The sequence below is a fragment of the Arthrobacter burdickii genome (assembly GCF_030433645.1).
Taxonomy (GTDB): Bacteria; Actinomycetota; Actinomycetes; order Actinomycetales; family Micrococcaceae; genus Arthrobacter_D; species Arthrobacter_D burdickii.
On the sequence record NZ_JAROCG010000002.1, the window covers coordinates 397,263 to 423,559 of the forward strand.

Annotated in this window: 24 protein-coding genes; 14 read left to right on the forward strand and 10 right to left on the reverse strand. The window is 68.2% G+C overall.

The window, feature by feature from the left end; all coding sequences use genetic code 11:
* The first annotated feature begins 159 nt into the window (after positions 1-159).
* The 3 genes from P5G52_RS16425 (at position 160) to P5G52_RS16435 (ending at position 5,679) form a co-directional block, all read left to right on the forward strand.
* On the forward strand, positions 160-2,382 hold the full coding sequence (locus tag P5G52_RS16425) for an NADP-dependent isocitrate dehydrogenase (protein WP_301229502.1): 2,223 nt from the start codon (positions 160-162) through the stop codon (positions 2,380-2,382).
* 168 nt (positions 2,383-2,550) lie between these two features.
* Positions 2,551-3,612, forward strand: coding sequence for a hypothetical protein (locus tag P5G52_RS16430; RefSeq protein WP_301229504.1), 1,062 nt, complete (start codon positions 2,551-2,553; stop codon positions 3,610-3,612).
* 87 nt (positions 3,613-3,699) lie between these two features.
* Complete coding sequence (locus tag P5G52_RS16435) at positions 3,700-5,679, forward strand: hypothetical protein (protein WP_301229506.1); 1,980 nt, start codon at positions 3,700-3,702, stop codon at positions 5,677-5,679.
* 116 nt (positions 5,680-5,795) lie between these two features.
* Here P5G52_RS16435 and P5G52_RS16440 read toward each other — a convergent pair whose 3' ends face one another.
* The 8 genes from P5G52_RS16440 to P5G52_RS16475 form a co-directional block, all read right to left on the reverse strand.
* The gene (locus tag P5G52_RS16440) at positions 5,796-6,881 is read right to left on the reverse strand and encodes a Gfo/Idh/MocA family protein (RefSeq protein WP_301229508.1); all 1,086 of its coding nucleotides are present in this window, start codon (positions 6,879-6,881) and stop codon (positions 5,796-5,798) included.
* Positions 6,882-7,020: 139 nt separating this feature from the next.
* Entirely contained in the window at positions 7,021-8,118 is a 1,098-nt protein-coding gene (locus tag P5G52_RS16445; protein ID WP_301229510.1) for a substrate-binding domain-containing protein, read from the reverse strand.
* A gap of 68 nt (positions 8,119-8,186) precedes the next feature.
* Positions 8,187-9,488 (reverse strand): multiple monosaccharide ABC transporter permease, encoded by a 1,302-nt coding sequence (gene mmsB, locus P5G52_RS16450; protein ID WP_301229512.1) that lies wholly within the window; start codon positions 9,486-9,488, stop codon positions 8,187-8,189.
* Positions 9,489-9,512: 24 nt separating this feature from the next.
* Entirely contained in the window at positions 9,513-11,051 is a 1,539-nt protein-coding gene (gene mmsA / locus P5G52_RS16455; RefSeq protein ID WP_301229514.1) for a multiple monosaccharide ABC transporter ATP-binding protein, read from the reverse strand.
* Between the two features lie 125 nt (positions 11,052-11,176).
* Complete coding sequence (locus tag P5G52_RS16460; RefSeq protein ID WP_301230176.1) at positions 11,177-12,400, reverse strand: ROK family transcriptional regulator; 1,224 nt, start codon at positions 12,398-12,400, stop codon at positions 11,177-11,179.
* Positions 12,401-12,432: 32 nt separating this feature from the next.
* Positions 12,433-12,954 (reverse strand): gamma carbonic anhydrase family protein, encoded by a 522-nt coding sequence (locus P5G52_RS16465; RefSeq protein WP_301229516.1) that lies wholly within the window; start codon positions 12,952-12,954, stop codon positions 12,433-12,435.
* A 24-nt stretch (positions 12,955-12,978) separates the two neighbouring features.
* Positions 12,979-13,839, reverse strand: coding sequence for a formyltetrahydrofolate deformylase (purU, locus tag P5G52_RS16470; RefSeq protein ID WP_301229519.1), 861 nt, complete (start codon positions 13,837-13,839; stop codon positions 12,979-12,981).
* Positions 13,836-15,026 (reverse strand): FAD-dependent oxidoreductase, encoded by a 1,191-nt coding sequence (locus P5G52_RS16475; protein WP_301229521.1) that lies wholly within the window; start codon positions 15,024-15,026, stop codon positions 13,836-13,838. The genes purU and P5G52_RS16475 overlap by 4 nt, the downstream gene beginning before the upstream one ends.
* 400 nt (positions 15,027-15,426) lie before the next feature.
* Between P5G52_RS16475 and glyA the strand changes: the two genes are divergently transcribed.
* From glyA to P5G52_RS16505, 6 genes are all read left to right on the forward strand, one after another.
* The gene (glyA, locus tag P5G52_RS16480) at positions 15,427-16,734 is read left to right on the forward strand and encodes a serine hydroxymethyltransferase (RefSeq protein WP_301229523.1); all 1,308 of its coding nucleotides are present in this window, start codon (positions 15,427-15,429) and stop codon (positions 16,732-16,734) included.
* A 5-nt stretch (positions 16,735-16,739) separates the two neighbouring features.
* The gene (locus tag P5G52_RS16485) at positions 16,740-16,916 is read left to right on the forward strand and encodes a hypothetical protein (protein ID WP_301229525.1); all 177 of its coding nucleotides are present in this window, start codon (positions 16,740-16,742) and stop codon (positions 16,914-16,916) included.
* Positions 16,888-17,784, forward strand: a complete 897-nt coding sequence (locus tag P5G52_RS16490) for a bifunctional methylenetetrahydrofolate dehydrogenase/methenyltetrahydrofolate cyclohydrolase (RefSeq protein ID WP_301229527.1) — start codon at positions 16,888-16,890, stop codon at positions 17,782-17,784. The genes P5G52_RS16485 and P5G52_RS16490 overlap by 29 nt, the downstream gene beginning before the upstream one ends.
* 64 nt (positions 17,785-17,848) lie before the next feature.
* The gene (locus tag P5G52_RS16495; RefSeq protein ID WP_301229529.1) at positions 17,849-18,790 is read left to right on the forward strand and encodes an ABC transporter ATP-binding protein; all 942 of its coding nucleotides are present in this window, start codon (positions 17,849-17,851) and stop codon (positions 18,788-18,790) included.
* A complete protein-coding gene (locus P5G52_RS16500) occupies positions 18,783-19,652 on the forward strand; it encodes an ABC transporter permease (protein WP_301229531.1) in 870 nt (289 codons plus the stop codon). Before P5G52_RS16495 ends, P5G52_RS16500 begins: the two co-directional genes overlap by 8 nt.
* Positions 19,649-20,482, forward strand: coding sequence for an ABC transporter permease (locus P5G52_RS16505; RefSeq protein WP_435868711.1), 834 nt, complete (start codon positions 19,649-19,651; stop codon positions 20,480-20,482). The genes P5G52_RS16500 and P5G52_RS16505 overlap by 4 nt, the downstream gene beginning before the upstream one ends.
* Positions 20,483-20,538: 56 nt before the next feature.
* Here P5G52_RS16505 and P5G52_RS16510 read toward each other — a convergent pair whose 3' ends face one another.
* Both P5G52_RS16510 and P5G52_RS16515 read right to left on the reverse strand, forming a co-directional pair.
* Entirely contained in the window at positions 20,539-21,243 is a 705-nt protein-coding gene (locus tag P5G52_RS16510) for a sortase domain-containing protein (protein WP_301229533.1), read from the reverse strand.
* Positions 21,244-21,253: 10 nt separating this feature from the next.
* On the reverse strand, positions 21,254-22,030 hold the full coding sequence (locus P5G52_RS16515; RefSeq protein WP_301229535.1) for a CHRD domain-containing protein: 777 nt from the start codon (positions 22,028-22,030) through the stop codon (positions 21,254-21,256).
* Positions 22,031-22,199: 169 nt separating this feature from the next.
* On the opposite strand from P5G52_RS16515, the gene P5G52_RS16520 reads away from it, so the two are divergent.
* From P5G52_RS16520 to P5G52_RS16540, 5 genes are all read left to right on the forward strand, one after another.
* Positions 22,200-22,685, forward strand: a complete 486-nt coding sequence (locus tag P5G52_RS16520; RefSeq protein WP_301229537.1) for a hypothetical protein — start codon at positions 22,200-22,202, stop codon at positions 22,683-22,685.
* Between the two features lie 43 nt (positions 22,686-22,728).
* Positions 22,729-23,562 carry an exodeoxyribonuclease III gene (locus P5G52_RS16525; protein ID WP_435868712.1) on the forward strand — a complete coding sequence of 278 codons (834 nt, stop codon included), beginning with the start codon at positions 22,729-22,731 and terminating at the stop codon, positions 23,560-23,562.
* A 17-nt stretch (positions 23,563-23,579) separates the two neighbouring features.
* The gene (gene trpS / locus P5G52_RS16530; RefSeq protein ID WP_301229541.1) at positions 23,580-24,620 is read left to right on the forward strand and encodes a tryptophan--tRNA ligase; all 1,041 of its coding nucleotides are present in this window, start codon (positions 23,580-23,582) and stop codon (positions 24,618-24,620) included.
* A gap of 75 nt (positions 24,621-24,695) precedes the next feature.
* On the forward strand, positions 24,696-25,223 hold the full coding sequence (locus P5G52_RS16535) for a 2'-5' RNA ligase family protein (RefSeq protein ID WP_363321916.1): 528 nt from the start codon (positions 24,696-24,698) through the stop codon (positions 25,221-25,223).
* The gene (locus P5G52_RS16540; RefSeq protein WP_301229546.1) at positions 25,183-26,286 is read left to right on the forward strand and encodes a YihY/virulence factor BrkB family protein; all 1,104 of its coding nucleotides are present in this window, start codon (positions 25,183-25,185) and stop codon (positions 26,284-26,286) included. The genes P5G52_RS16535 and P5G52_RS16540 overlap by 41 nt, the downstream gene beginning before the upstream one ends.
* Positions 26,287-26,297 lie beyond the last annotated feature (11 nt).

Consider the following 26,297-nt stretch of genomic DNA (forward strand, 5'->3'; position numbering starts at 1 on the left):
GCGGCCCGTCCGGCCGGCGTCCTGCGAAACCCGCCCGTCAACGCCGTCGTTCCCTGCCTGCCCGCCGTTAGGCGAAGCCCGGAGACCTCGGTAAGTTAGAGCCGATGGGCAACGCCCAACCGACCGCACAACGTCAGAGCACCAGGGAGACGCCAACCCATGGCCAAGATCATCTACACCCACACCGACGAAGCGCCGATGCTGGCTACCTATTCGTTCCTGCCGATCATCGAGGCGTTCGCGTCCACGGCGGGTGTCGAGGTGGAGACCCGGGACATCTCGCTGTCGGGACGCATCATCGCGCTCTTCAACGACCGCCTCACCGAGGACCAGCAGATGGCGGACGCGCTCGCCGAACTCGGAGCGCTGGCGAAGACGCCGGAAGCCAACATCATCAAGCTGCCCAACATCAGTGCGTCCATCCCGCAGCTCAAGGCGGCCATCGCCGAGCTCCAGGGCCAGGGCTATGCCCTGCCGGATTACCCCGACCACCCGTCCACGGACGAGGAGAAGGACATCCGCGCCCGCTATGACAAGGTCAAGGGCAGCGCCGTGAACCCCGTCCTCCGCGAGGGCAACTCGGACCGCCGCGCTCCCGCGTCGGTCAAGAACTACGCGCGCCAGAACCCGCACAGCATGGGTGCCTGGACGCCTGAGTCCAAGACGAACGTCGCCTCCATGACCAGCGACGATTTCCGCTCCAACGAGCAGTCCGTGGTCATCCCCGCGGACGGCACCATCTCGATCCAGCATGTCGCCGCCGACGGCTCCGTGAGCGTCCTCAAGGACTCCTTCCCGGTCCTCGCCGGCGAGGTCGTCGACGGAACCGTCATGCGCGCCGACGCCCTCAACGACTTCCTCAAGGCCCAGGTCGCCCGGGCCAAGGAGGAGGACGTGCTGTTCTCGGCCCACCTGAAGGCCACCATGATGAAGGTCTCCGACCCCATCATCTTCGGACACGTGGTCCGTGCCTTCCTCCCCGAGCTCTTCGAGACGTACGGCGAGCAGCTGACCGCCGCCGGCCTGAGCCCCAACAACGGCCTGGCCTCGATCCTCGGCGGTCTCGACAAGCTTCCCGAGGACGTCCGCGAGGGAGTGCAGCAGGCCATCACGAAGGGCATGGAGGACGGCCCCGCGATCGCCATGGTGGACTCCGACAAGGGCATCACCAACCTGCACGTGCCGAGCGACGTCATCGTCGACGCGTCGATGCCCGCAATGATCCGTTCGTCCGGCCACATGTGGGGACCGGACGGTAAGGAAGCCGACACGCTCGCCGTCATCCCCGACAGCAGCTACGCCGGCATCTACCAGGTCGTCCTCGACGACTGCCGTGCCAACGGCGCGTTCGACCCGACGACCATGGGCACCGTACCGAACGTCGGGCTCATGGCGCAGGCGGCCGAGGAGTACGGCAGCCACGACAAGACCTTCGAGATTCCCGCCGCAGGCAAGGTGCAGGTAATCGACGCCGATGGCACCGTGCTCATCGAGCACGACGTCGCACCCGGCGACATCTGGCGCGCCTGCCAGACCAAGGACGCCGCCATCCTCGACTGGGTGAAGCTCGCGGTCAACCGCGCCCGCGCCTCGGCGACGCCGGCCGTCTTCTGGCTCGACGAGGGCCGGGCCCACGACGCGAACCTGATCGCCAAGGTCAAGGAGTACCTGGCCGAGCACGGCACGGACGACGTCTCGCTCGAGATCATGACGCCCGTCGACGCCACGGCCTTCACGCTCAAGCGCATCCGCGAGGGCGACGACACCATCTCGGTGACCGGCAACGTGCTGCGTGACTACCTGACCGACCTGTTCCCCATCCTCGAACTCGGCACCAGCGCCAAGATGCTCTCGGTGGTGCCCTTGATGAACGGTGGCGGACTCTTCGAGACGGGTGCCGGTGGCTCCGCTCCGAAGCACGTGCAGCAGCTCGTGAAGGAGAACCACCTGCGCTGGGACAGCCTGGGTGAGTTCCTCGCCCTCGCCGTCAGCTTCGAACACCTGGCGACGTCGACCGGAAACGCCCGTGCGCAGATCCTCGCCGACACGCTCGACCGCGCCACGGGAACGTTCCTGCTCGAGAACAAATCGCCCAGCCGTCGCGTCGGGGAGATCGACAACCGCGGCAGCCACTACTTCCTCGCCCGCTACTGGGCGGAGGAGCTTGCCAAGCAGGAGCAGGACGTCGAGCTCGCGCAGAGCTTCTCCCGTGTCGCCGAGGCCCTGACCGGGAACGAGGACACCATCGTGTCCGAGCTGCTGGCCGTCCAGGGTTCGCCCGTCGACATCGGCGGCTACTACCACCCCGACGTCACCAAGGTCACCCAGGTGATGCGTCCGTCGGCGAAGCTGTCCGAGGTCCTCGCGATCCTCGCCAAGTAGGCGCTTCCCACCTTTTCATCAGCCGGTGGACCGTTACGGTCCACCGGCTGATGAATTTAAGGCGATGCTATTTACAGTCCGCCCGACGCCGGTTTATGGTTGCCTCAGGTCTCAGCCTGGGGGGTACGTGCGATGAGGATGCAAAAGCGTCGGTCTCTCGCTACGTCCGTGCGTCTGACCCTCCTCACAGGAGCCGGGGCGCTGGGCTGGATGGCTCTGGGCGCCAGTGGAGCGTCGGCCGCCGAAGTCCCTTCCGATGCCGGGCTGCTCGGCTCGGTGACAGAGGCTGTCGAGAGCAGTTCTCCGGTGTCGTCGACGCTGTCCGCCGTTGTGGACCCTCTGCAGGCGGCGACGGCCGAGGCGTTACCGGCGGCGGGTCCATCCACCAGCCTCTCCGGTGCCGCTTCGCTGGTTTCCGATCTCGCGGCACAGGTGCCTCAGCTCACCTCCCAGCCGACCGGCACGATCCTGGTCCCGGTGACGTCCCTCGTCGACGAGGTGGTCGCCGAGGTGCCCATCGTGCAGTCGGTGTTACCTGCCGGGGCGCTCACGGAGGCTACCGCGCCGATCGTGGGTGCCGTCGACGGGACGGTCGGTGGCGTCACGGAACCGGTGCTCGAGGTGGTGGCTCCTGTCGTGGGCGTCATCGATCCGGTGGTCGACGTCGTAGTACCCGTTCCCGGGATCGACGCAGCCGTTCCGGTGGTGCCCCTCCCGTCGCCGGCGGCCGACGTCCTGCCCGATGTGCCGGGTGCCGGTGTGCCGGGTGCCGGTGCGTCGAATGATCCGGCTCCAGCAGCCGCTTCTGCTGCTGCCATTGCCGAACCGACTGCTGCCGGCGGAGCGACTGCCGGTCCCGTGGTCCCGGCGCTCTCCGACGGGGTGGTGACCGACGCGGGTAAGGGCGTTGCCACCAGGAGCGCCGGTCCCGGGTTCGCGGTGCAGGCGTCCACGACCTTTGCCGATGCCTCGGTCGACGTCGTCGTGCCGGCTGTTCTGGCGGGCGTCGCCCGGATGGCGCACGATCTTCCCGAACTCCCCGCGGCGCCCCTTGCGTCGTGGGCCGGAGCCCTGTCCTCCATCACGGGTGCCGGGACGGCGGGCCCTTTCGCCGCCATCGGCGGCGCAGCCCTCCTGGTCCTCCTGGGGCTTGTCGGCCCGGGTCACCGGGGGGCGGCGGCTGGTCTGCCCGCGGGCCCGGCGTTGGAGCCCGGTTCATCTCCTGATTAGTGGTTGCCCCGCCGCGCCTTCGTGCGTGGCCGACGGCTCATGGTGCCCCGGGCACCTCCAACCCACTTTGATCTACAGGAGAACATCATGCGTACATGCGTGCAGCGAGGGCTCTACGGCGTCCTCCTAGCCGGGGGCCTCGTAGTCCTCGGAGCAGGGGCGGCGACAGCTGCGGACCTGTCAACGACATCGGATGCAGAGGCTGCTTCGGGCCTCGGCGCCATCATCACCGCGCCCCTTGCGTCCGGAACGACGAGCGGGTCGAGCATTGAGGAGGCCGTTGTCTCCCTCGACGCCTCGCTCGATCTCGTCGCCGGAACTGGTTCCGGCGACGGCCTGCTGGGCGGTTCCCCCACCCTCGGCCTGCTCGACGGCGGAGTGGCGAATGCTGATCACGTCGCACCGCAAATCGCCGTACCGGTGAACGTGTCCGGGAACTCGGTGTCGGTGATAGGGGACTCGTCCTCCACCGGAACATCGGGTGCTACGGGCACGACCGCCGCCGATCCGAGCGGCACCGTGCCGGCATCGACCGATGGCGGGGCACTCGACGGGAACGTGGTCTCGCCCGAAGTCGTGGTTCCGGTGAACGTCTCCGGGAACTCGGTGTCGGTGGTGGGGGATTCGTCCTCGACTGGTGATTCGGGTGTGACCGGTGAAGCCACCGGTGGCAGCACGGGTGGTTCGACCGCAGGTTCCACCGACGGTTCCACAGGCGGCGTGCTGGACGGCGACATCCTCGACGGGAACGTGGTCTCACCCGAAGTCGTGGCTCCGGTGAACCTCTCCGGGAACTCGGTGTCGGTGGTGGGGGATTCGTCCTCGACGGGTGATTCGGGTGCGACCGGTGAAGCCACCGGTGGCAGCACGGGTGGTTCGACCGCAGGCTCTTCTGATGGCGGGCTGCTGGACGGCGGCATCCTCGACAGGAACGTGGTCTCGCCTGAGGTCGTGGCTCCGGTGAACGTCTCCGGGAACTCGGTGTCGGTGGTGGGGGATTCGTCCTCGACGGGTGATTCGGGTGCGACCGGTGAAGCCACCGGTGGCAGCACGGGCGGTTCGACCACAGGTTCCACCGACGGTTCCACAGGCGGCGTGCTGGACGGCGACATCCTGGGCGGGAACGTGGTCTCGCCGGAGGTCGTGGTGCCGGTGAATGTCGGCTGCAACACCGTGGCCCTGATCGGTGACAGCGCGTCGGATTGCACGACGGGTGCGACCGGTGGAACGAGCGGTGGCAGCGCGGGCGGTTCGACCGACGGCGACACCAACGGTTCCGTCGAGGGCGGCGTCCTCGACGGCGGCGTGCTGGACGGTGGCATCCTGGACGGGAACGTGGTCTCGCCTGAGATCGTGGTTCCGGTGACCGTCGGCTGCAACGGAGTCGCCCTGATCGGCGGCACCAGCACCGACTGTGCCGCCGCAAATCCTGCGGCTCCGACCGATCCTGCGGCTCCGACCGATCCTGCGACGCCGACTACGCCTGCGACGCCGACTACGCCTGCGACGCCGACTACGCCTGCGACGCCGACTACGCCTGCGACGCCGACTACGCCTGCGACGCCGACTACGCCTGCGACGCCGACTACGCCTGCGACGCCGACTACGCCTGCGACGCCTGCGACGCCGACTACGCCGACTACGCCTGCGACGCCGACTACGCCTGGGACGCCTGCGACCCCGACCGGTCCTGAGGCGCCTGCCTCGGGCGGTAACGGCGGGGCGGACACCGATGGATCCAACGTTGGTGGCTCGGACAATGGTGGTTTGGCGGGCACGCCCATCGGCACATCCGTCGGTATCAACCCGGCCGGCAACCCCGGCCTCAGCACCGGCGCAAGCACCGGCGTCAGCGCCGACATCAGCACCGGTAGGGTCTCGCTCGCAATCACGACGGTGAAGGCGGCCGCTCCCGCAGCGGTTCCTGCTGCCTCCGGGTCATCGACGCCGAGCACACTCGCCTCCACGGGCTTCGACCAGCAGCAGGTCCTGCTGTCCGGTGTACTCCTGGTCCTCAGCGGAGCGGTTGGCCTGCTGGTCGCCCGCCGGCCGAAGGCAGTCGCCTAGCCCTGTAGCCTCCCGGAAACGGAAAAGGACGGGTCTCCCGCGGCAGAAGCCGCGGGGGACCCGTCCTTCAGCACGGGACGAACCGGGGGAGGAGCTGGGAGGTGGAGGGGAACCGGTCAGGCGGCGGCGTCGTCGTTCGCGTAGCGCAGGCCGATCTGCCCCCGCACGCCGTCGAGCAACTGCATGGTCTTGACGGTGTCGCCGACCGGCATGGTGGGGCTCTCGGTCAGTCCCTGCTGGATGCAGCGCGTGACCTCGCGCAATTCGTAGGTGTACCCCTCGCCGACCTGCTCGAAACGCTCCACCCGGGCGTCGTCCTGGCCGATCCTGATGGTCAGTTCCTTCGGATTGTGGAGGTTGCCGCCTCCGGTCTTCAGCCAGCCCTTCGAACCGCTGACCGTCGCCTGGCCCGGGCATGAGGCGATGAGCGACGACGACAGCTGGGCGTATGCGCCGCCCTCATAGCTCAGGGTCACTGCGTTCTGCAGGTCGACGCCGTCGCTGTTGAGCGTTCCGACGGCAACGACGGAGTCCGGGAACCCGAGGGAGCCCAGGGCCCAGGTGAGCGGGTAGACGGTAAGGTCCATCAGGGCACCGCCACCGGCCTTCGGGTCCCAGAGACGGCTCGCGGGGTCTTCCGGCGCAGGGAATCCCAGGTCGCCCTGCACCCATCGGATGTCTCCTAGTTCGCCGGAGTGGATGATCTCCCACGCACGGTTGATGCTCGGCAAGAAGCGCGTCCACACTGCTTCCATGAGGAACAGGTCACGCTCACCCGCCAGCCCCGCGAGTTCTTCCGCCTCGGCGGCATTGATGGTGAACGGCTTCTCGCACAGCACGTGCTTGCCGCCGGTCAGCGCCGCCTTGGCCACGTCGTAGTGCTGGGCGTGCGGCGTCGTGATGTAGACGACGTCCACTTCGGGATCGTCCACGAGCTGCTGGTAGCCGGTCACACCGCCGTCGTTCCCGTAGCTCGTGGCGAATCCGAAGCGCTCGGCGAAGGCGGCGGCACTGTCCGCGCTGCGGGAACTGACCGCGTGGAGGACGGCGTCCTCGAGCAGGGCGATGTCCTGCGTGACCTTTGCGGCGATGCCGCCCGTGGCGATCACGCCCCACTTCAGTGGACGGCCTGTGGCCACGATCGGGCTGGGAGCTCCTGCTTCGGCGCAGGGGGGAACGGCAATGCGGTTCGGGAGGTTCATGATCCCATCCTTGCCGCTGTGGAGTCCCGCGTCCATCGCGTGCACGAGCGTTACACCGAACCCTGCAGCTGAACGACGAAGCGCCCCGGCCGGAGCCGGGGCGCTTCTGGTCCTGCTGCCGGAGGAGTCCGGCGTGGTGCTACTTGGTGAGAGCGGACAGCGTGGGGTCGTTCGCGTACGCTTCCGCTGCATTCTCCTTGGTCACGATCTGCGGATCGAGGAGGTAGGCGGGAACGGTCTTCACGCCGTTGTTGTAGGAGTCGGGATCGTTGATCTCGGGCTCCTCGCCGGCCTGGAGGTTGCCGACCATCTCGATGACGTGCTCGACGAGCGCGCGCGTGTCCTTGTTGATCGTGGAGTACTGCTTGCCCGCCATGATGGACTTCACGGACTCGACCTCGGAATCCTGGCCGGTGACGACCGGGATGGCCTTACCGGCACCCTCGACCGACGTCAGGATCGCACGGGCGAGTGTGTCGTTGGGGGAGAGGACGCCGTCGAGTTCTTCGGAGCTGTAGTTGCCGGAGAGCAGGGTGTCCATGCGCTTCTGGGCGTTCTCGGCCTTCCAGCCCTGGGTGACGGCCTGGTCGAAGGTCTTCTGGCCGGAGACGACGACGAGGTTGCCGTTGTCGATCTCGGGCTGGAGGATGCTCATGGCGCCGTCGAAGAAGACCTTCGCGTTGGCGTCGTCAGGCGATCCTGCGAAGAGCTCGACGTTGTACGGGCCCTCGGGCTTGGCGGCCTTCATGCCGTCGAGGAGGGCCTGGCCCTGGAGCTCGCCGACCTGGAAGTTGTCGTACGCCACGTAGTAGTCGACGTTCTCCGTGTTGGTCAGGAGGCGGTCGTAGGCGATGATCGTGATGCCGGCGTCGGCAGCCTGCTGCAGCTGGGTGCCGAGCTGCGCGCTGTCGATGGCGCCCACGACGAGGACCTTCACGCCGTTGGTGATCATCGAGCTGATCTGGTTCTGCTGCTCGGAGACGCCGCCGTTGGCGAACTGCACGTCCGGCTCGTAGCCGGCCTCGGTCAGGTCGTCGTTGAAGAGCTTTTCGGCGAGTACCCAGTTCTCCGACGTCTTCTGCGGCAGTGCGACGCCGATGGCCGACCCTTTCTCGAAACCGGAGGTGGCAGCGCCGCTGCCCTCGGCTGCGGGGGTCGCTTCTTCGCGACCGCATCCTGTCAGCGCCAGCGCTGATATCGCAGCGATGGCTGCGAAGGACTTTGCGAACTTACGCATTCTCGTTCTCTTTCTGTTGCTCTTGCTTCGGGGTGGTGTGGGGCGTTGGAGCCGGGGTGTCCCGGCTGTCAGACTTCGTGGGAGATGACTTCCTTCGTCCCGACAGCCTGCTCGGTGGGAGCGGGTTGCGGGGTGGGAGTGGGCGTCTTGCCGCCGCCACTGCCTCCGCCGAAGTTCCGGGTGAGCATGCCTATGATTGACGGCTTGCCCTGGCTCTTGTTGTAGACATCGAAGGCGACGGCGACGAGCAGGACGACTCCCTTGATGATCTGGGTGTCGTCGGCGCCGGCGCCGAGCAGCTGGAGGCCGTTGTTGAGGACGGCCATGACGAGGCCGCCGATGATGGATCCGACCACGGTGCCGACGCCACCGGTGACGGCTGCGCCACCGATGAAGACGGCCGCGATGGCGTCCAGTTCCCAGCCGACGCCGTCGGAAGGGCCCGACGCCGTCGAGCGGCCGACGAAGATCATGCCGGCGAGGGCGGCGAGGATGGACATGTTCATCATGACCATGAAGTTCACGCGCTTGCTCTGCACACCGGACAGCTCGGCCGCGTGGCGGTTGCCGCCAACGGCATAGACATGGCGTCCGAGGATCGTCTTGTTCGAGATGAACGCGTAGATGATCACGAGGATGCCGAGGATCAGGCCGGGAACGGGGAACGAGGTGCCGGGGCGGCCGGTCGCGAACAGGTAGGTCGCGTAGAGGATGACGGCGGAGAGCAGGACGACCTTGGTGACCGGAACCCAGGTGGGGGGCAGGTCGGCGTTGATCCTGGCCAGCTTGCGGCGGTTGCGGAATTCGCTGTAGATCACGAACGCCACCAGGGCCAGGCCCATCAGCAGCGTGATGTTGTTGTAGCCGGTGTTGGGGCCGACCTCGGGGAGGTAGCCGGCGCCGAGGTAGCGGAATCCTTCGGGCACCGGGACGGTAAGGGAGTTGCCGACGGACTGGTTGGCGCCGCGGAACAGGAGCATGCCGGCCAGGGTGACGATGAAGGCCGGTATGCCCACGTACGCGACCCAGAAACCGTGCCAGGCCCCGATGAGCGCACCGAGGACGAGGCCGAGCAGTGCGCCGAGGTACCAGGGGATGCCCCAGTCCCGCATGGCGATCGCGACCACGATGCCGACGAACGCCGCGACCGAACCGACCGAGAGGTCGATGTGGCCGGCGATGATCACGAGCACCATGCCGATGGCCAGGATCAGGATGTACGAGTTGCCGTTGAAGAGGTTCATCATGTTCACGGACGTGAGCGTCTTGCCGCCCGTGCGCCACTGGAAGAACACGACAAGCGCGACCAGGGCGAAGATCATCCCGAACTGGCGGGTGTCTCCGCCGAAGATTTGTTTGAGGGAATTCATGGTGTCTTTCCTAGGGAGCTACGGTCAGGCAGATTTCCTGCTGGCGGTCATGAGTTTCATCAGGGATTCCTGGTTCGCGTCGTCGCGGGTGACTTCTCCCGTGATCGCGCCCTCGAAGATCGTGTAGATCCGATCCGAGAGGCCGAGCAGTTCGGGCAGTTCCGAGGAGATGACGATGACGCCCTTCCCCTGGTCTGCGAGCTTCTGGATGATGCCGTAGATCTCGTACTTCGCACCGACGTCGATGCCGCGCGTGGGCTCGTCGAGGATCAGGAGTTCGGGATCGGTGAACATCCACTTGGACAGGACCACCTTCTGCTGGTTGCCGCCGGAGAGCTTCGCTACGCCCTCGTTGACGCTCGGCGTCTTGGTGCGCAGCGACTTCCGGTACTCCTCCGCGACGCGGAACTCCTCGTCCTTGTCGACGACGAGTCCGCGGGTGATCTTCTTCAGGTCGGCGGACACCGTGGTGGACTTGATGTCGTCGAGCAGGTTCAGCCCGAGCGACTTGCGGTCCTCGGTCACGTACGCGAGGCCGGCGCTGATCGCCTGCGGCACCGAGCGGAGCGTGACCTCCTTGCCGTTGATGAAGATCTGCCCGGACTTGAAGTTGCCGTAGGACCGGCCGAACACGGAGCGCGCAAGTTCCGTCCGCCCCGCCCCCATGAGGCCGGCGAAACCGACGATCTCACCCCGGCGCACGTGGAAGCTCGAGTTCTTGCAGACGAGGCGGTCGGAGACCGTGGGGTGGCCGACCGTCCAGTTGCGGACCTCGAAGAACGTCTCGCCGATCTTCGGCGTGTGCTCGGGGAAACGCGATTCGAGCGACCGGCCCACCATGCCGCGGATGATGCGGTCCTCGTCGACGCCGTCGTTCTTGACGTGCAGCGTCTCGATCGATTTGCCGTCGCGGATGATGGTGATCGAGTCGGCGATCTGCTCGATCTCGTTGAGCTTGTGCGAGATCATGATGCACGAGATTCCCTTGGAGCGCAGGCCCGACATCAGGTCCAGCAGGTGCTGGGAGTCGGATTCGTTGAGCGCCGCCGTGGGCTCGTCGAGGATCAGCAGCTTCACGGACTTGTTGAGCGCCTTCGCGATCTCGACGAGCTGCTGCTTGCCGACGCCGATGTCCTTGACCTTGGTGATCGGGTCCTCGCTGAGGCCCACGCGGGCCATGAGCTCCAGCGTGGTGCGGTTGACGTAGTCCCAGTCGATGACGCCGAAGCGGGTGGGCTCGTTGCCGAGGAAGATGTTCTCGGCGATCGAGAGTTCCGGGATGAGCGCGAGTTCCTGGTGGATGATGACGATGCCCGCCGCCTCGCTGGACCGGATGTCCTTGAACTGGACCTCCTTGCCCTGGAAGAAGATCTGGCCGGTGTAGTCACCGTGGGGGTAGAGCCCCGAGAGGACCTTCATGAGCGTGGACTTGCCGGCGCCGTTCTCCCCGCAGATGGCGTGGATCTCGCCCGCCTGGACTTCGAGGGATACGTCGGAGAGGGCTTTGACTCCCGGGAATTCCTTGGTGATGGAACGCATCTCGAGGATGGTGTGGTTATTCATGGAGCCTCCCGCGGTGACGGCGTTGTCTTGGTGCAGGCCCAACCACGGCCCGAAAGAATTGAACACGCTATATCGCCTTGTCGTCAACTGTTGAACGCAAAGCGCATGAAATAGAGACGCGAACGTTACGCGGAACTGGCCAGTCGCGGGGACAAACCGGGCTGGGCGAGGACGACGGCGGCGGCCCCCAGGGCCTCGGCGCGGTCGCCGAGGGATGACATGCACACGTTCGTCGTCTCGCCGATGATGGGCACGGCGTGGCGGGCCAGTCCGCGGCGGATGGGCTCAAGGAGGATGTCCCCGAGGCTGGTGAGCGGGCCCCCGATGACGATGGTCTCCGGGTTGATGAGGTTGGCCGTGTGGGCCAGCGCCCGGCCGATGGCGACGCCGGCGTCGTCGATCACGCGCAGAGCGGCCGTATCGCCGGCCAGGGCCCAGTCGATGATGCGCTGGGTGTCGACGGTCTCGTTGCTGCCGCGGCTGAGCAGCTCGATCATCGTCGACGTCGACGCGACCGTCTCGAGGCAACCGCGGTTTCCGCACCGGCAGACCACCCCGTGCTCGTTGATGGTCGTGTGGCCCAGTTCTCCGGTGACGCCGACGTTGCCGTAGTAGAGCGCTCCGTTGAGCACGAGGCCGGACCCGATGCCGGAGCCCACCTTCATGAACATCAGGTTGTCGACCGAACTGTGCGGACCCCAGGTCACCTGCGCCAGCGCCCCCAGATTGGCGTCGTTGTCGATGAAGACGGGCACCTGGAGCCGTTCGCTGAAGGTCTCGTGGATGTTGATGCCCACCCACTCGGGCAGGATGGCGCCCTGGACCACCGTCCCGGTCCGGCGGTCGATGGGCCCCGGGATGCCGATGCCCGCGCCGAGGAGCGCGCGCCGGCTGATGCCGCCGTTCTCGAGCAGCGAGTCGAGGAGGTCCGAGGCCGCCGTCAGTCCCTCCATGGCACTGTGTCCGAGGGGGAGTGCGACGGAGGCTTCCTGGACGACCCGGTAGTTGGGGCTCGCAAGGACGACACGGAGGTGCCGGCGGCCGATGTCGATGCCGGCCGCGACCTGTCCGTTGTCATTGAGGATCACCGAGAGGGCGCGCCGGCCCGAACTCGTGGTCGGCGCCGTGCTGACGATGCCCGTGGTCGCCATGACCTTGACGATGTTGGAGACCGTGGCGGTCGACAGCCCGGTCTGCCGCGACAATTCGGCCTGCGTCTGAGGGCCGCCGCTCATCAGTGCCGCGATGACCCGCTGCTGGTTCTGCTCGCGCAGGGCGGATTGGGAGCCCGGCTTCGGGAGCGCGGCGCTCAAGCGTGTCCTCGCCGTCGAGGTGGAGTCTACGGGCATGATCTCAAGGGTGCCGTAGGGCTCCCTTGTAGTCAAGAAGTTAACGCTTGACGATGTTCCTGTGCGAGGGTCCGATAGCGATCGGCGTTCGCCTTCACGGCAGCGACCTCGTCGTCGTCGAGTTCCCGGCGCACTTTCGCGGGCACTCCTGCGACGAGTGAACGGGGAGGAACGACCATGCCTTCGAGGACCACGGCCCCCGCGGCGACGAGGGAGCCGGAGCCGACGACGGCGCCGTTCAGCACCGTCGCGCCCATGCCGATGAGGCAGTCGTCCTCGATGGTGCACCCGTGGACGACGGCGCCGTGCCCCACGCTCACGCGGTCGCCGATCCTCGCCGGGTGACCCGGGTCCGCGTGCACCACCACGTTGTCCTGCAGGTTGGTGCCCTCGCCGATGGTGATGGGAGCGGTGTCCGCGCGGACGGTGGCGCCGTAGAAGACGCTGGCGAAGGGCCCCAGCGCCACCTCACCGATGAGGGAGGCCGTCGGGGCCGTGAATGCGGAATCGCTGATGTCGGGGGTGTTGCCCCGGAAGGGGATCAGGTGTGCCATGGCGCCAGCCTAGGCGACGCCCTCTCAGTTGAAGACGATGGTGCGGCGCCCGTCGAGGAGGACGCGGTGCTCCGCGTACCACTGCACGGCCTGTACCAGTGCGCGTCCCTCGAGCTCGCGTCCGATCGACGCCAGCTGGTCGGCGGTGCGGGCGTGGTCCACGCGGATGACCTCCTGCTCGATGATCGGTCCTTCGTCGAGGGCCGCCGTGACGTAGTGGGCGGTCGCGCCGATCAGTTTGACGCCGCGTGCGTGGGCCTGGTGGTACGGCCGGGCGCCCTTGAAGGACGGCAGGAACGAGTGGTGGATGTTGATGGCCCGGCCCCGCAGGTCCTCGCAGAGCGTGTCACTGAGGATCTGCATGTAGCGGGCGAGCACCACCAGTTCGATGTCGTGCTGGTCCATGAGGGCGCGCAGGGCGTCCTCGGCGTCGTCCTTGGTCTCCGGGGTCACGGGGATGTAGTGGAACTCGACGCCGTAGAAGGCGGCGAGGTCCTCGAGGTCGCGGTGGTTGGAGACGATGACGGGGATGTCGATGGCGAGCGTACCCGAACGGTGCTGGAACAGGAGGTCGTTGAGGCAGTGCGCGGCCTTCGACACCATGATGAGCGTCCGGGTGCGACGCTCGGACTCGACCAGCGACCACTCCATCCCGTACTCAGCGGCGACGGGCTCGAGTGCCGAGTGCAGGGCCTGCTCCGGGGAGGCCGTGCTCAGCGCCACCCGCATGAAGAACGAGCCCGTATCCGGGCTGCCGTACTGCTGCGATTCGGTGATGTTGGCCCCCACCGCGACCAGTGCTCCGCTCACGCCGTGGACGATGCCGGGCCGGTCGGGGCAGGACAGCGTCAGGGAATAGGAGCGGGGCGCATCGGGGGAAGTCACCCGGCAAGATTACCGGTAGCCCCGCTGTCCGCGATGCTCCGGAGTCTGCCGAGGGCCGCGGTTGCGGCGGCGCGGCCGGCCCGGGAGGCGCCGAGCGTCGACGCGGACGCGCCGTAGCCGACGAGCAGGAGGCGCGGCTCCTTCAGCACGTGCACGCCGTCCATCCGGATGCCGCCGCCCGGCTCCCGGAGGTGCAACGGAGCCAGGTGGTCCAGGGCGGCCCGGAAGCCGGTGGCCCACAGGACCGCGTCGACCGGCTCCTCGGAGCCGTCGGCGAAGACCGCGGACCGCTCGCGCAGCTCGGCCAGGGGGCCCCGGGACACCAGGATGCCGGCATCGATGCCCGCCTGGTACTGCGGGGTCAGGGACAGGCCGGTGACCGACACGACACTGGCCGGCGGGAGTCCCGCACTCGTCCTGGCATTCACCTCCGCCTCGACCTCCCGGCCCCATTCGGGGTCGAAGGGCCGGCGGGTGAATTCCGGAGGACGCCGTGTCGACCAGAGGGGCCTGGCGCCTGCTGCGTGGAGCTGGAGCAGGAACTGCACCGCGGACGTCCCGCCGCCGACGACGAGGACGCTCTGGCCCGGAAACTCGTCGGCCGAGCGGTAGTTCTGTGTGTGCAGCTGGCGGCCCGCGAAGACGTCGCGGCCGCGGTAGTAGGGCCAGTACGGGCGGTCCCACGTCCCGGTCGCGTTGATGACGACGTCCGCCACCCAGGTGCCGCCCGTGGTGGTCACGTGCAGGGGACCGCGGTCCCCGCCGTGCAGGTCCCGGGCGTGCAGGTCTTCGCGGTCCGGCGCCTCGTCGGATCCGGAGCCCACGCGGACCACGGAGACCGGGCGGACCACCGGGAGGTCGAACTCCCGCTCGAATGCCCCGTAGTAGCGGTTCACCACGGAGGACGCCGGCTCCTTGGGGTCCGGCGTACCGAGCGGGAAGCCCGGGAGGTCGTGCAGTGCGTGGGCGGCGTCGAAGGTGAGGGCGGGCCAGCGGTGCAGCCAGGCACCCCCCGGGGCGGGATTCGCATCGAGGACCACGAAGTCGCGGTGCGGCTCGAGCCCCCGGCGCCTCAGGTGGTACGCGCTGCTCAGCCCCGCCTGACCGGCGCCGATCACGACGACGCGAACACGGCGCACCGGTCCGTCCAGAACCTGTCCGGTCTGCCCTGCTGACAACCCGCGCATCTTCCGACCTTCCCCGGCCCTGATCCCGACTCTCGGAGCTGCGGCCCACCTGTTCCGAACACGTCGCGCGAACGCCGTATTCCGCCCTCCCGTCCGTCGCTGCCCGGGCAGGGCGGACGGGTGGATGTCCACGGGTCCGGATGCCGCGGCGTCGGTGGCGGCCCGGCCAGCGGTACGGCTAGCATGGGAGCGTCGCGACTGGCGTAGGGTGGGCAACCACCAGGAAGCGGCGTGGGGCCAGGGCTCTCCTTCGGGGCGTCCTGTGCTTCCGGTGCAGACCACGGATAGCACGCCTGGGCCGCGGGTCACGTTTCACGAGCGGCCGGGCGCGGACAGTCGATCCGCATCCTGCCCGCGACTCAAGCTGACCTCGACGCGAGACCCAGAGAAGGATCAACCGATGACAACGTCGCCCATGGCTCCATCCCACGCTGCCGCAGATTCCGTCACCAACGCCCCGCTGTCCGAGGTGGACCCGGAGATCGCCGCCGTCCTCCGGGACGAACTCGCACGGCAGCGCGACACCCTCGAGATGATCGCCTCGGAGAACTTCGCACCCCGCGCCGTCCTCGAGGCGCAGGGCAGCGTGCTGACCAACAAGTACGCCGAGGGCTACCCCGGACGCCGGTACTACGGCGGGTGCGAACACGTCGACGTCGCGGAGAACCTCGCGATCGAGCGCGTCAAGGCACTGTTCGGCGCCGAGTTCGCGAACGTCCAGCCCCACTCCGGCGCCCAGGCCAACGCCGCGGCGCTCGCCGCCATGATCAAGCCGGGCGACAAGATCATGGGCCTGTCCCTCGCGCACGGCGGACACCTGACGCACGGCATGAAGCTCAACTTCTCCGGTAAGCTGTACGAGGTCGCCGCCTACGGCGTCGAGGAGGACACGCACCGCCTGGACATGGAGCGCGTCCGCGAGCAGGCCCTGGCCGAGAAGCCGCAGGTGATCATCGCCGGCTGGTCGGCCTACCCGCGCCAGCTCGATTTCGCTGCCTTCCGGTCCATCGCCGACGAGGTCGGCGCCCTCCTGTGGACGGACATGGCCCACTTCGCGGGCCTCGTCGCCGCCGGCGTGCACCCCAGCCCCGTCCCGCACTCCGACGTCGTCACGTCCACCGTGCACAAGACCCTCGCAGGACCCCGCTCCGGCGTCATCCTCGCCAAGCAGGAGTGGGCCAAGAAGCTCAACTCGAGTGTCTTCCCCGGGCAGCAGGGCGGACCGCTGATGCATGTCATCGCGGGCAAGGCCACGGCGTTCAAGATCGCCGGATCGCCCGAGTTCAAGGAACGCCAGGAGCGCGTCCTCGAGGGTGCCCGCATCATCGCCGAGCGACTGACCGCGTCCGACGTCGCCGAGCACGGCGTCTCTGTCCTCACCGGGGGCACCGACGTGCACCTCGTCCTGGTGGACCTGCGCCACTCGTCACTGGACGGCCAGCAGGCCGAGGACGTCCTGCACTCCGTGGGCATCACGGTCAACCGCAATGCCGTGCCGTTCGACCCCCGTCCGCCGATGGTCACCTCCGGTCTCCGTATCGGTACCCCGGCGCTCGCCACCCGCGGTTTCGGCGCCGCCGAGTTCACGGAGGTCGCCGAGATCATCGCCGCAGCGCTCAAGCCGTCGCCCGACGTGGAGGCACTGCGCGCCCGCGTCTCCGCGCTCGCGGCGAACTTCCCGCTCTACCCGGGCCAGGAGGAGTGGTAGGGCCGTTGCCGCCAGGCGCCCTTCGATCGAAGGCTGCGGCGTCGACCGGCTTCGACATCCCCACCGAGGAGTGCTGCTTCACCGGCTGCTGCGACCGCGGCAAGGCATTCCTGCTCGAGCAACTGGACAAGCACTCCGAGAAGGACGAATCGCATGAGCACGACCACAGCCCGCATTCTTGACGGGAAGGCAACCGCCGCGCAGATCAAGGCCGAGCTCGCCGAACGCGTGACGGCACTGCGCGAGCGAGGCGTGACACCGGGCCTCGGGACGGTCCTCGTCGGGGACGATCCCGGCAGTCATTCCTACGTCGCCGGCAAGCACCGCGACTGCGCGCAGGTCGGCATCACGTCCGTGCGCCGGGACCTGCCGGACACGATCACGCAGGAGGAGCTCGAAGCGGTCCTCGACGAACTGAACGACGACGCCACCACCACGGGCTACATCGTGCAGCTCCCGCTTCCAGCGCATATCGACACGAACGCCATCCTGGGCCGCATCGACCCGGCGAAGGACGCCGACGGCCTGCATCCCACCAACCTGGGCAAGCTGGTCCTGAACGTCAACGCGCCGATGGATTCGCCCCTGCCCTGCACCCCGCACGGCATCGTGGAGCTCCTGCTCCGCCACGACGTCGACCTCAAGGGCCGGAACGTGCTCGTCGTGGGACGCGGCGTGACGGTCGGGCGTCCGCTGGGCCTGCTGCTGACCCGCAAGCAGATCAACGCGACCGTGACCCTCGCGCACACCGGGACGGTCGACCTCGCCGACCACCTCGGCCGGGCCGACGTCGTCGTCGCCGCTGCCGGCATCGCCCACATGATCAAGGCCGAGCAGCTCAAGCCCGGCGCGATCGTGCTCGACGTCGGTGTCAGCCGGGTCGAGGATCCGGCCACCGGCAAGGCGAAGCTCACGGGCGACGTCGACCCGGGGGCAGCGTCGGTGGCGAGCTGGCTCTCGCCCAATCCCGGAGGAGTGGGGCCGATGACGCGCGCCATGCTCCTGGCCAATGTCGTCGAGGCGGCCGAGCGCCAGGCGGCGCGCGCCTAGCCGTACCCCGTCCGAGAACTCCCGGTGGATTCTCCCACCGGGAGTTCTCGCCTAGGCTGGGCGGGTGTCGATAATTCCCGCCGGACCACCGGTGATCTCCGCCCGGAAGCTGAGCAAGCACTACGGTGATTTCCGGGCTGTCGACAAGATCTCCTTCGAGGTGCCGGCGGGCGAATCCTTCGGACTCCTGGGCCCGAACGGCGCCGGCAAGTCGACGACCATGCGCATGATCGGTGGCGTCTCGCAGCGCACCTCCGGCGAGCTCACCATCATGGGCCTGGACCCGGAGCAGCACGGCCCCGAAGTGCGCGCCCACCTCGGTGTCGTTCCGCAGCAGGACAACCTCGACGAGGAACTCCGGGTGCGGGACAACCTCCTCGTCTACGGCCGCTACTTCGGCCTGCCGATGAGCTACCTGAAGCCCAAGGCCGACGAGTTGCTCGAGTTCGCCCAGCTCACGGACAAGGCGGCGGCGAAGGTGGATGCGCTCTCGGGCGGCATGAAGCGACGCCTGACCATCGCGCGCTCCCTCATCAACGAGCCCAAGATCCTCCTGCTCGACGAGCCCACCACCGGCCTCGATCCACAGGCCCGCCACATCCTGTGGGACCGCCTGTTCCGCCTCAAGGAATCGGGCGTGACGCTCATCCTCACCACGCACTACATGGACGAGGCGGAGCAGCTCTGCGACCGCCTCGTGGTCGTCGACAAGGGCCGGATCATGGCCGAGGGGTCGCCGGCACAGCTCATCCGCGAACACTCGACGCGCGAGGTGCTCGAGCTGCGCTTCGGATCCGAACGCAACACCACCGTCGCCGCCGAGCTGCAGGGCATCGGAGAGCGCCTCGAACCGCTGCCCGACCGCATCCTGATCTACGCGCACGACGGCGAGGCGGCGCTGGAGGAGGTCAACTCCCGCGGGCTCCGGCCGATCACGTCCCTCGTGCGGCGGTCCTCCCTCGAGGACGTCTTCCTGCGCCTGACCGGACGGAGCCTCGTTGACTGACGAACCCGGCACTCGCCTGCAGGAGTCCACCCCGCCGTACCGCCTCTCCGCGCACCGGCCCGAGGTGTCCGCGCGTCGCGCCCGGAGGTTCGGCTCCTGGTACTACGCCGAGCACGTCCTGCGCGCCATGAACAGCTACCGCTGGACCCTGCTCGCCTCCAGCGTTGGTACGCCGGTCATGTACCTCTTCGCGATGGGGGTGGGCCTCGCCACGCTCGTCGACCAGAACTCCGCCGGTGCCTTCGGCGGCGTCAGCTACCTCGCGTTCATCGCCCCGGCCCTGCTGGCATCGGCGACCATCATGACCGCGGCGACCGAGTTCACCTACCCCGTGATGGACGGCTTCAAGTGGCGGCGGGTCTACTACGGTCCGCACGCCTCGCCCCTCAGCACCGACCAGATCGTCCACGGGCACATCATCGCCATCACCGCCCGGCTGACAGCCACCACCCTGATCTACTTCCTCATCGTCGCGGCATTCGGCGCATCCCCGTCGGCCACCGGCGTGGTCGCCGTCCCGGTGGCCGTGCTCAGCGGACTCGCCTTCGGCCTCCCGCTGATGGCCTATTCGGCCGGGATCGAGGAGGACAGGGGACAGTTCGCGCTCGTGATGCGCTTTCTCGTGACGCCCCTGTTCCTCTTCTCGGGGACCTTCTTCCCGCTCGACACCCTTCCGCTGTTCCTGCGCTGGATCGGCTGGATCTCACCGTTGTGGCACGGGACCGAACTCGGCCGCGCGCTGACCTACGGGTACGACATCCCGCCGGGGCTCGCCGTCGTCCACGTGCTGTTCCTGGTGGTCCTCGCCGTCGTCGGCCTGCGCAGGGCCCGCACCGTCTACGCGAGGAGGCTGGGCCGATGAGCGTCCAGCTGACCGCGAAGGACTACGCACTCAGCGGATCGAAGCGGCCGATGGCCGCGCTGTACTCGCGCAACGCGAGGGCCGTCATAGCGCGCGGACTCCTGGCCACCCGCAGCAGCAACTGGCTGATCATGGTGTCCGGCTTCTTCGAACCGGTCCTCTATCTCCTGTCCATGGGAGTGGGACTCGGTGCGCTGGTCGGCACGGTCACGGGACCGAACGGCGAGGAGATCAGCTACGCGGCCTATATCGCGCCCGCACTGCTCGCCGTGTCGGCCATGAACGGCGCCGTGTACGACAGCACGTGGAACGTGTTCTTCAAGATGAACTTCGCGAAGCTGTACCAGGGCATGCTCTACACCTCGCTCGGCCCGCTGGACGTCGCCATCGGGGAGATCTTCCTGGCCCTCCTGCGCGGCGCCCTGTACGCCACGGGCTTCACCGCGGTGATGGCGCTGATGGGGCTCATCACCACGCCGGTGGCCCTGCTCGTGATCCCGGCGTCGGTGGTGATCGCGTTCGGCTTCGCGTCCTTCGGCATGGGGATCACCAGCTTCATGAAGACCTTCCAGCAGATGGAGTGGGTCAACTTCGTGCTGCTGCCGATGTTCCTGTTCTCCGCCACCTTCTACCCCCTCAGCGTCTATCCGCAGGGCATCCAGTGGTTCATCCAGGCACTGCCGCTGTGGCACGGCGTCGAGCTGCTGCGCCAGATCAGCGTCGCCTCGTTCACGCCGGCTGCCGTCCTCCACCTCAGCTACTTCCTCGTCATGATCGCCGTGGGGATGCTGCTGACGACCCTGCGCCTGCGGAAGCTCTTCCTCAGATAGGGCCTCAGGAACAGGCCTCAGGAACAGGCCTCGTGAGTAGGCCTCGTGAGTAGGCCTCAGGGCACCAGGGTCGCGTAGACCACGTAGTTGTCGTCGAACAGCCCGGTGTCCGGGTTGTAGCCGTCGCAGGTGATGAGGCGCAGTTCCGATCCGGGCGTGTTCCCGTACACCGTCAGGGTGGGGAACCCGTCCTTCCGGTAGGCTTCGCCGCGCTGGAACTCGAACACCGCCGTCGTGCCGTCCTCGCGGGTCACGTTCATGCGGTCGCCGGACTTGAGGGCGCGGAGGTCGGCGAAGACGCCCTTGCCGCCGTCGGTGGCGTTGACGTGGCCGAGCATCACGGCCGGCCCGCGGTCACCGGGGGTGGGGGACCGGTTGTACCAGCCGGCGGGTGCACCGGGGCCGTCCGGCGGTACCTCGAGGCTGCGGTTCTCGCGCAGGCCCAGGCTGACCAGGTCGGTGCGCACGCCGATGGACGGGATCTCCAGGGTGACCGGTGCCGATGCGGGAAGCACTGCCGGCTGTGCCGGGGCCGCCGCGGGAGCGGATGGGGTTGCGGCGGGCGCGGCGGGCGCCGACGGCGCAGCCGCACTTGGGGCAACGGCAGAAGGGGTGGGGGCTGCCGTGGCGACCGAGGTGCCGGCAATGGCCGACGACTCCGGCGTCGCCGCCGGGGATGCCCCGCAGCCGGCGAGGAGGAAAAGGGCGGCCACCGCCGGAGCCGTGAGGCCCCAGCGGTGGCCGGTTACTTCACTGATCATCAGCTCAGTATTATGCGTTGGTCGCGCGGCGGCGCACTGCGTAGGTTCCACCGGCTGCAGCTGCCAGGACCAGGCCGCCACCGAGGGCGATCATGCCTGCAGTGTTGGAGGACGACTCCGTGGCGACACCGGTGTCGGCTCCGCCGGACGGCATGGCACCCATCTGGGTCGCGACGAGCGTGCCGCACAGTGCGGGCGAGGTCGCGCCGAGGGGCAGGTCGGGGGCGATCTCCGACGGGCTGGCGAAGACTTCCTCGGAGACACCGGCGGTGGCGGGATCCAGGCCGTGCACGACGACGACGGCGGTGCCGGCTTCGAGGGAGGCCTTTGTCGCGGCATCCAGGGTGATGGTGCGCTGGATGGAGTAGGTCCCGCCCTGGCCGCCGAGGGCGAGGTTCAGGCCCTCCGCGGGGGTCGTCGCACCGGAGGTGGTGAGCGTGGTCTGGATGTCGCCGTAGCCCGGGACGCCTTCGGCCACGTTGATGATGCCGTCGCCGTTGGCGTCATCGGCAGGCGTGGGGCACTTGCCCTGGGCGCCACCGTGGATGTGCTGGACGTGCGGGTACGGAGCGTCCATGAAGGTCTGCGCGAGGCCGGACACCTGGAGGTTGACCATCGCCTGGTCGCCGGTGACGTCGACGGTGATCGTGCCGGTACCCGTGGTGCCATTGAGCTGGCCCAGCGTGGACGAGTAGGAGCCGTCGGCTGCCATGGCGGGGGAGCCGGCGAGGGCGACGGCGCTGATGGCGAGGGCTGGTACTGCGAGGAGACGCATCTTCTTGTTCATTGGAAATTCCTCCGTTGTGCGAATGAGGCGCCGTGTGGGGCGCGTGACAGTACTTCGGGGTGAGCCCAGTCACGGATGGGAGGAGATGGGAGGAATCTTTGAGAACCCTGACAGTTCGCCCGCGGTGGAAGGAACGGAGGTAGTCCTGGGCATACGGAAGAATGGTCGGATGCAGTCACTAGGAAGTAATGGGCGGCCGGCGGGCCGGGGTTTGAGCATGCGCATGGGCAGTGCCGGGATGGGCATCATGCTCGTCGTGTTCCTGGTCGCCGTCGTCTTCGCGGCGAACCAGAACGACGTCGTCGGCTGGCTGGTGGTGATCATCTCCCTCGGCTGGCTCCTGGTCTTCAGCTTCGTGGTCATCAGCCTCCGCTCGGCGGCCCGGAAGGCCGCCGCACGTCTCCAGGGCAGCGGGTTCGGTGGGTCGGGGCAGTCCTCGACCGCGCCCATCGCCGCCGACCGGGCACGGGACATGAAGCTCGACCACAGCTTCAAGATCGTCCAGGTGCAGGTCGGCGTGGTCCGGGAGTACCTCGGCAAGGACGAGGGCATGGTGGAGCGCGCGCTCGAGACCATCGAGATCACCTCGCACAACGCCCGCTCGATGATGAAGGGCTCGACGGAAGGCCCCGTCGAGGGCACAGTCGTCGACTGACGCGCCCGCGTCCGGGATGAATCGGAAAACCCTCCGGGGTAAGGTGGATCGAGTGAGTCCGGCATCGAATCCTCCGCAGAAATCCCTGCGCATCGCGTCCGTCAACGTCAACGGAATCCGCGCCGCCTACAAGCGCGGCATGCAGGAATGGCTGGACGGCCGGGACGTCGACATCCTCTGCCTGCAGGAGGTCCGGGCGCCCGACGCCGTCGTCCGCAGCCTCCTGGGCGACGACTGGCACATCCTGCACACCGAGGCGGAGGCGAAGGGCCGGGCGGGTGTGGCGATCGCCTCACGCCAGGAGCCCACGGCGACGCGCACGACCATCGGTGACAGCTACTTCGACACGGCCGGCCGCTGGGTGGAGGCCGACTTCACCGTGGAGGGCTCGACCCTGACGGTCGTGAGCGCGTACGTCCATTCGGGCGACGTGGGCACCCCGAAGCAGGACGACAAGTACCGCTTCCTCGACGCCATGATCACCCGGCTGCCTCAGCTCCGGGACGGCGCGGACCACGCCGTCGTGGTCGGCGACCTGAACGTCGGCCACACCCAGCTCGATATCCGGAACTGGAAGGGCAACGTCAAGAACGCCGGCTTCCTGCCCGAGGAACGGGCGTATTTCGACCGGTTCTTCTCGGACGAGTGCGGATTCCTGGACGTGGCCCGCCTCCTCGCCGGCGACGTCGACGGTCCCTACACCTGGTGGTCCTGGCGGGGCAAGGCGTTCGACAACGACACCGGCTGGCGCATCGACTACCAGATGGCCACGCAGGCCCTCGCGAAGAGTGCGGTGACCGCCGACGTCGACAGGGCGCCGAGCTGGGACACGCGGTTCTCGGACCACGCGCCGCTCGTCGTCGACTACCAGATCTAGAGTGCAGGACAGCTTCCATGACAATCCCCCCGACTCCGGGTCCGAACCGGCGCCAGCGCATCCTCTCCGGGATGCAGCCGTCCGCGGGTTCCCTGCACCTCGGCAACTACCTGGGTGCCCTGGTGCACTGGGTACGCCTGCAGGACACGTACGACGCCGTCTTCTTCATCCCCGACCTGCACGCGATCACCGTGCCACAGGACCCGCAGGAACTGGCACACCGCACGCGGATCACGGCCGCCCAGTACATCGCGGGCGGCGTCGACCCCGACAGGGCGACCCTCTTCGTGCAGTCCCACGTCCCGGAGCACGCCCAGCTCGCGTGGGTGCTGAACTGCCTCACCGGGTTCGGCGAAGCATCGCGCATGACCCAGTTCAAGGACAAGGCGTCGAAGCAGGGTACGGACGCCGCCAGCGTGGGCCTCTTCACGTACCCGGTCCTCCAGGCCGCGGACATCCTCCTCTACCAGCCCGACGGCGTCCCCGTCGGCGAGGACCAGCGGCAGCACGTCGAACTGAGCCGTGACCTGGCCCAGCGCTTCAACTCGCGCTTCGGCGAGACCTTCGTGGTGCCGAAACCCTTCATCCAGAAGGAGTCCGCCAAGATCTACGACCTGCAGAACCCGACGGCGAAGATGTCGAAGTCAGCCTCGTCGGCCGCCGGGCTGATCAACCTGCTCGATGACCCCAAGGTCACGGCCAAGCGGATCAAGTCCGCGGTCACCGACGCCGGCACGGAGATCCGCTTCGACACCGCGGAGAAGCCGGGCATCTCGAACCTGCTGGCGATCTACTCGGCCCTGTCCGGCAAGGGCATCGCCGAACTCGAGGCGGACTACGCGGGCCGCATGTACGGGCACCTCAAGGTGGATCTCGCCGACGTCGTCGTGGAGGCCCTCACGCCGGTCCGGAACCGTGCGGAGGAACTGCTGTCCGACCCGGCCGAACTCGATCGCCTGCTGGCGAAGGGTGCCGCGAAGGCGCGCGAGCTGGCGGCTCCCACCCTCGCCGACGTCTATGCCCGTGTGGGTTTCCTCCCTGCCGCGGGAGCCCGCTGACCCATGTGTGCACCCACCGGTCAGACCAGCGGAGCGGCACCAGCCACGTCCCGTTCCGGCCTGAGCGGTAGCTGCGTGGGGATCACCATACCCATCCCGGAGCCCCTCGCCGGCGACCTGGAGGCGTGGAGGGCGTCCTTCGGCGACCCCCTGGCGGCGGTCGTCCCGCCCCACATCACCCTCATCACGACGACGCCGGCGTCGGACTGGGACGCGACCATCGACCATGTGCGGGCCGTCGCCCGGCAGCAACGGCCCTTCGAGGTGCGCCTGCGCAGCACCGGGTCCTTCCGCCCGGTGTCACCGGTGGTGTTCCTGAACCTCGTCGAGGGTTTCGACGAGTGCGTCGACCTGCACGCGAAGCTCCAGAGGGGCCCCCTCGAACGCGACCTGGATTTCCCCTTCCATCCGCACGTCACCGTGGCGCACGATGTCTCCGAGGCCGGAATGGACGCGGCGGTCGAAGAGCTCCACGCCTTCGAGGCCTCGTTCGAGGTGCGGTCCATGGGCCTGTACGAGCACGTGCCGTCGGGGCTCTGGAAGCTGAGGGAGGAGCTGCACTTTGGCCAAGTCGCTGACGGCTCCGAAGCCGCCGCAGGTTGAGCAGCCGTCCCCGGCCAGCCTGCCCGACCTCCGCCGCAAGGTCATCGACGCGCAGGTGCGCGTCGGACGGCTGACCCGTTCCGGAAGCGGGGGCACCGAGCTCCTGCTGGCTCGGCTCGATCTTGCGATCTGCCGTTTCTACACCCTGCGACCCATGAGAGTCGTCCTGCTGTACAACGAGCGGCGGGGCCCGCTGATGGCGGCCGGGCTGGCCTACCGCTTGTTCTTCGCCATCGCGGCGCTGCTCGTCGTGGGATTCGCCGCGCTCGGCATCGTCGTCGCGGGGGACGAAAACCTCCGTGAGCTCGCCGTGGACGCCCTCGACCGGGCGGTGCCCGGCCTGATCGACAGAGGGGAGGACGGCCGGGGCCTCGTGACCCCTGCCCGTCTCTTCGATGCGACCAGTGGGCTGGGCTGGACGATCGTCGTCTCGTCGGCCGTGATGCTCGTGACGGCACTCGGCTGGATCGGCGGGATGCGCCAGGCGATGCGCGGGATCTTCGCGCTCCAGCCCGTTGCGGCGCCTCCCGTCGTGCTCTGGCTGAAGGACCTGGGCACGCTCGCGGTGCTCGGCGTCATCATGCTCGTGACCACGGGACTGGGTATCGTCGCCACCAACTCGCTGGGCGCACTCCTGGCCCTCCTCGAGCTGGCGGCAGTGAGCCCGGTGCTGACGCAGGTGGCAGGCTTCGCCGTGATGATCCTGCTGGACATCCTCGTGGCCGTGGTGCTGTTCCACTCGGCGTCGGCCATCGAGATGCCGCGCAGGATCCTGCTGCAGGGGGCGGTCATCGCAGGGATCGGGACGACGCTGTTACGCACCTTCTCAGCCCAGATCCTCGGCACCTTCGGCAACAACCCGCTGCTGCTGTCCTTCGCCGTGATCCTCGCGCTGTTCATCTGGTTCTTCCTCCTCAGCCAGGTGTACCTGCTGGCCACGGCCTGGTGTGCCGTGGGTTCGGCCGACGCCGAAAACCGGGCGGAGCGCGAGCGTTCCGCGAAGGGCGGCACCCTGCGCCAGCGACGCCGCCGGAAGCCGGGCACCGGGAACCCTCCCACCTGACTCACCCGTCC

What these genes read in the sequence shown, in the direction of transcription:
- P5G52_RS16435 (WP_301229506.1), top strand. Translation starts at nt 3,700, where the DNA reads ATGCGTACATGCGTGCAGCGAGGGCTCTACGGCGTCCTCCTAGCCGGG.
- trpS (WP_301229541.1), top strand. Translation starts at nt 23,580, where the DNA reads ATGACAATCCCCCCGACTCCGGGTCCGAACCGGCGCCAGCGCATCCTC.
- P5G52_RS16520 (WP_301229537.1), top strand. Translation starts at nt 22,200, where the DNA reads ATGCAGTCACTAGGAAGTAATGGGCGGCCGGCGGGCCGGGGTTTGAGC.
- P5G52_RS16475 (WP_301229521.1), bottom strand. Translation starts at nt 15,026, where the DNA reads ATGCGCGGGTTGTCAGCAGGGCAGACCGGACAGGTTCTGGACGGACCG.
- P5G52_RS16510 (WP_301229533.1), bottom strand. Translation starts at nt 21,243, where the DNA reads ATGATCAGTGAAGTAACCGGCCACCGCTGGGGCCTCACGGCTCCGGCG.
- P5G52_RS16445 (WP_301229510.1), bottom strand. Translation starts at nt 8,118, where the DNA reads ATGCGTAAGTTCGCAAAGTCCTTCGCAGCCATCGCTGCGATATCAGCG.
- glyA (WP_301229523.1), top strand. Translation starts at nt 15,427, where the DNA reads ATGACAACGTCGCCCATGGCTCCATCCCACGCTGCCGCAGATTCCGTC.
- P5G52_RS16460 (WP_301230176.1), bottom strand. Translation starts at nt 12,400, where the DNA reads ATGCCCGTAGACTCCACCTCGACGGCGAGGACACGCTTGAGCGCCGCG.
- P5G52_RS16440 (WP_301229508.1), bottom strand. Translation starts at nt 6,881, where the DNA reads ATGAACCTCCCGAACCGCATTGCCGTTCCCCCCTGCGCCGAAGCAGGA.
- mmsB (WP_301229512.1), bottom strand. Translation starts at nt 9,488, where the DNA reads ATGAATTCCCTCAAACAAATCTTCGGCGGAGACACCCGCCAGTTCGGG.
- P5G52_RS16465 (WP_301229516.1), bottom strand. Translation starts at nt 12,954, where the DNA reads ATGGCACACCTGATCCCCTTCCGGGGCAACACCCCCGACATCAGCGAT.
- P5G52_RS16490 (WP_301229527.1), top strand. Translation starts at nt 16,888, where the DNA reads ATGAGCACGACCACAGCCCGCATTCTTGACGGGAAGGCAACCGCCGCG.
- P5G52_RS16425 (WP_301229502.1), top strand. Translation starts at nt 160, where the DNA reads ATGGCCAAGATCATCTACACCCACACCGACGAAGCGCCGATGCTGGCT.
- P5G52_RS16515 (WP_301229535.1), bottom strand. Translation starts at nt 22,030, where the DNA reads ATGAACAAGAAGATGCGTCTCCTCGCAGTACCAGCCCTCGCCATCAGC.
- P5G52_RS16505 (WP_435868711.1), top strand. Translation starts at nt 19,649, where the DNA reads ATGAGCGTCCAGCTGACCGCGAAGGACTACGCACTCAGCGGATCGAAG.
- mmsA (WP_301229514.1), bottom strand. Translation starts at nt 11,051, where the DNA reads ATGAATAACCACACCATCCTCGAGATGCGTTCCATCACCAAGGAATTC.